Origin of the sequence: Sulfuricurvum sp., from assembly GCF_023229695.1 — a bacterium.
Classification (GTDB): domain Bacteria; phylum Campylobacterota; class Campylobacteria; order Campylobacterales; family Sulfurimonadaceae; genus Sulfuricurvum.
In genome coordinates this window covers 1-3,343 of the sequence record NZ_JALNYS010000041.1, presented here as the reverse complement: position 1 = coordinate 3,343, position 3,343 = coordinate 1, and the positions used below count along the sequence as shown (strand labels likewise).

Here is a 3,343-nt window from a genome sequence, read left to right as displayed (position 1 = left end):
AACACGCGGCGGATAAAGATTGCGGATGACGGTATGAGCGTGGAGGGGATAATCGGACAATGACTCCAGTATCTGCGGATCACCGGCTAAAAACTCGCGGTCAGGACGGTAGTCCCCCGGTCCTTCGGTCGCGAAAAATGAAAGTTCCCTCCCCTGCTCCATCAGCGCGCGCCCCAACTCACGGTTTACCAGTGCGAGGCTGTAGGTGCTGTCGCAGGGACCGTCGATGCGGATTCCAGTGTTCCTAAATGCAGGAGATGGATCCCGTATCAGGTACGGGATGAGAAGAGTATCTTCGTTCATTGGATTTAGTATAACAGGATAAGGAGTGCGTGGAACGTTAGGAATCGTAATAGCGCACTGTTTTAAAAAATCCGCCAATTCCTGTGCTAAAGAGAGAGGATGAAAACGATGAAGATGGTCTCGCTGAGAGAGAATCATATCACGACGGAAAGCGGGATTGCCCATTATCTCAATGATCTTTTCGGCAATACGACCCGGAGCTTTGAAGAGAAGCAACGAAGAAGCGGGAAGTGTTGTGATTAATGCGCCGGCATCGTATGCCAGAACAGGCAAGTCATGCGCCATCGCTTCGAGCAGCGGCATACCAAATCCTTCATGTTCACTCAGCGAAAGGTACAAATCTGCCGTCACATACCATCGGCGAAGCTCTTCATCGCTCACTTTTCCCGCGAGAAGCACTACGTTACTTAACCCCAAAGCGGCAATTTTACTCTGTAAGGCATTTTGGTAGGGTACGCTTGATATTCCCCCGACCAGAACGAGCCTAATATTAGTCACCTTGCGCAAAATAAGTTCATCCAAAACATCAATTAACTGATCTTGACATTTATTTTCAACCATACGTCCGACAAAAAGGATCGTAAAAGGATCTCCTTTGGGGGGAGTAAACACAGAGGGAGAAGGTGTATCAAAGCGGGAAAGATCAACCAGCAGCGGAATCGTCCGTACATCGCGGTATCCCAAACGTATCAGCTCATCACGGTTATAGTCCGAATCGGCATACGCACCTAAAAAACGGTTACGCGGCCAACGTTTCAGCTGATCGCGCCCCCATGTACAAGCTGCAGCCAGATGAGGGGAATCGGCGAAAAAATGTTCGGGTGTAATATTATGATACACCAAAATAAGACGGTCCGGCCATGAAAGGATCAGGGCATCGTGCTCGTGACCTATGCTGTGGTGAAACAAAAGGGTTTGATCGGCGCAAGGGAGATAGGCACTCAGGGGATGTACCTTGGTCGCCAGACGCGGATCGATATGATGCGCATAAATCTCGGACGTAAATCCAAATCGGCGCAAAAGCGTCTGTGTGAAGAAAAGCCCGCCGGTTACCCCATCGCCATAAGCGACCGAGGGGGTAAACTGATGAATGACATTCATGTGCCCTTGACTCCGATGGCAAGATAATCTTGCGCTCCATAGATCCAATCATTGAGCCGCTGTTCGGTTTCACTGTGAATTTGCAGATGCATCGATTCGGGGAAAGGGTGAAGCGGATGAATCGAAACCTTACTCGCACCGTGGTACTCAAGGAGAAATTTCAGCGTGTCTTGATGAACCGGATTACGGTGCGTTGGGTCTTTGTAAAATGTTTGGGTCGCCACAAGGAGGTTTTGCGCATTGGGGGTTTCAAGGAGGACAAGACCGCCCGGTTTAAGGACGCGAAATATTTCTACTGTGAGCGTGTAAAGTTCATTCCATGTCAGATGTTCGATGAGATGAAACGCACTGATTAGATCGAGCGATGCATCGGATTCTGCCCTGAGGGCATCTAGCGCCGAAAGCTGCTGTACATCAAGGCCCGCTTGTGTGCAGGTGGCAATCATTGCACCCCCTAGATCGATCCCGCGTGCCTGAAATCCTGCCGATAAAAGGGTCTGCAACCATTCCCCGCGTCCGCATCCCAAATCAAGAGCCGTGGAAGTGCTGCGACCCCTCAACGGAGACAATAAGGGGAGGTACTCACGGCAACGCTCTAAAATCGCTTCGCGACTTCCGCGAAAACGGTCTTCGAATGCAAGATAAAAAGGGTCAAGCGTATCGGAAGCTTCCGCTATCGCATCGATTTGAGTTATAGAGGGTTCGGCAAGACGCTCTTTGACATCAAACAAAAATTGGTCAATACGGTATTGCTGGGAGCGGCCATGACGGTAAAGAGAGAGGAGGAGCTTTTCTTCTTGCTCCCGATGGGTTTGATCCAATTCCTGATGGATTTGATCCATCCGCTGATTCAGTTCCTGACGGATTTGCTCCATCTGCTGATTCAGACTGTCGGTGCGGGCTTCAAACTGATTTAACCTCGTAAGCGTATGATGTTTAAAACGGTTTAGCAGCACAATATTTTTAATCCATCTAAAAAATGTACGTAATAACGGGACTTTATAAAGAGTGTTTTTAAGACTATCCATCGGTTCTTCCTGACAAACGGGTTATTTCTTCCAACAAGCTTTGGGCACTCTCTTTCCAATCGACGATATGGATTTGACTCGGATCGACTCTGGGAAGAGAAGATAGTGATTCAATAGCAACAATTTTTTCAACCAAATCGGCAGGATTGTCCAAATCAAAATATCCGATCTTCTCCTGACCCACTTCACGATGGACTGGAATATCGCTCGCTAACACCGGCAAGCCAAAATAAAGGCTTTCGACAATCGGCAAACCGAATCCTTCGACGTATGAGGGGAAAAGGAGCATTTTCGCATGGTGGTACGTGTACGAAAGTTCGCTGTCACTCAAATCATTCCACATGGTGAGACGCTTGCCAAACTCAGGGTGCGCACGGATAGTATGAATCAGCTCATCGACTTTCCATCCGATTCGCCCTACGATCATCAACCGTGCATCGATCCCCTGTTCCCAAAGACGGTTAAATACCTCGATTAAATAGATATGATTTTTTCGCGGTTCGATCGTACATACGATCAAATAGGGGGCGTGAGTCTCCTCAAACCATTTTTTAAGGGTATTTCGAGCATCAAATTCCGGTGAGTCCGATTTTTTAATGTCGGCACCTAAAAAGAAATGGGTCAATCTCTCTCGCGGAAGAGGTGTCGAAACATTCAATGTACGGAGATAGCCGTAGAGATCTTCTTCTACCGTGCGTGAAATAGCGATATAACCCTCTACTCTTTTGACTGCTTGCGTAAACCAATCGTTAAACAGACGAACCAGATTCTCATCGCAAAAATGGGGGTGGGTGATCGGAATCAAATCGTACGTGACGGTGAATACCCGGATACCGCGTGCACGCATTTTGTCCACAGCGCCCCATATCTGCAAATGCCACGATGAGTCAAGGAGTAAGAGAAGATTGTTT

Annotated in this window: 3 protein-coding genes; all 3 read right to left on the bottom strand. The window is 48.2% G+C overall.

Features of this window, described 5'->3' with window-relative positions:
- Positions 1 to 1,404 (bottom strand): glycosyltransferase family 4 protein (locus M0P91_RS15050; RefSeq protein WP_295069310.1); only part of this gene is annotated, 1,404 nt, incomplete at its 3' end.
- On the bottom strand, positions 1,401 to 2,432 hold the full coding sequence (locus M0P91_RS15045) for a class I SAM-dependent methyltransferase (protein ID WP_295069307.1): 1,032 nt from the start codon (positions 2,430 to 2,432) through the stop codon (positions 1,401 to 1,403). The genes M0P91_RS15045 and M0P91_RS15050, both read right to left, overlap by 4 nt.
- Positions 2,425 to 3,343, bottom strand: a 919-nt coding sequence (locus tag M0P91_RS15040; protein WP_295069304.1) for a glycosyltransferase family 1 protein, incomplete at its 5' end; no start/stop codon positions are given. The genes M0P91_RS15040 and M0P91_RS15045, both read right to left, overlap by 8 nt.

Bases quoted from the DNA above. Each gene is read 5' to 3' on its own strand.
- M0P91_RS15045 (WP_295069307.1), bottom strand. From the start codon at position 2,432: ATGGATAGTCTTAAAAACACTCTTTATAAAGTCCCGTTATTACGTACA.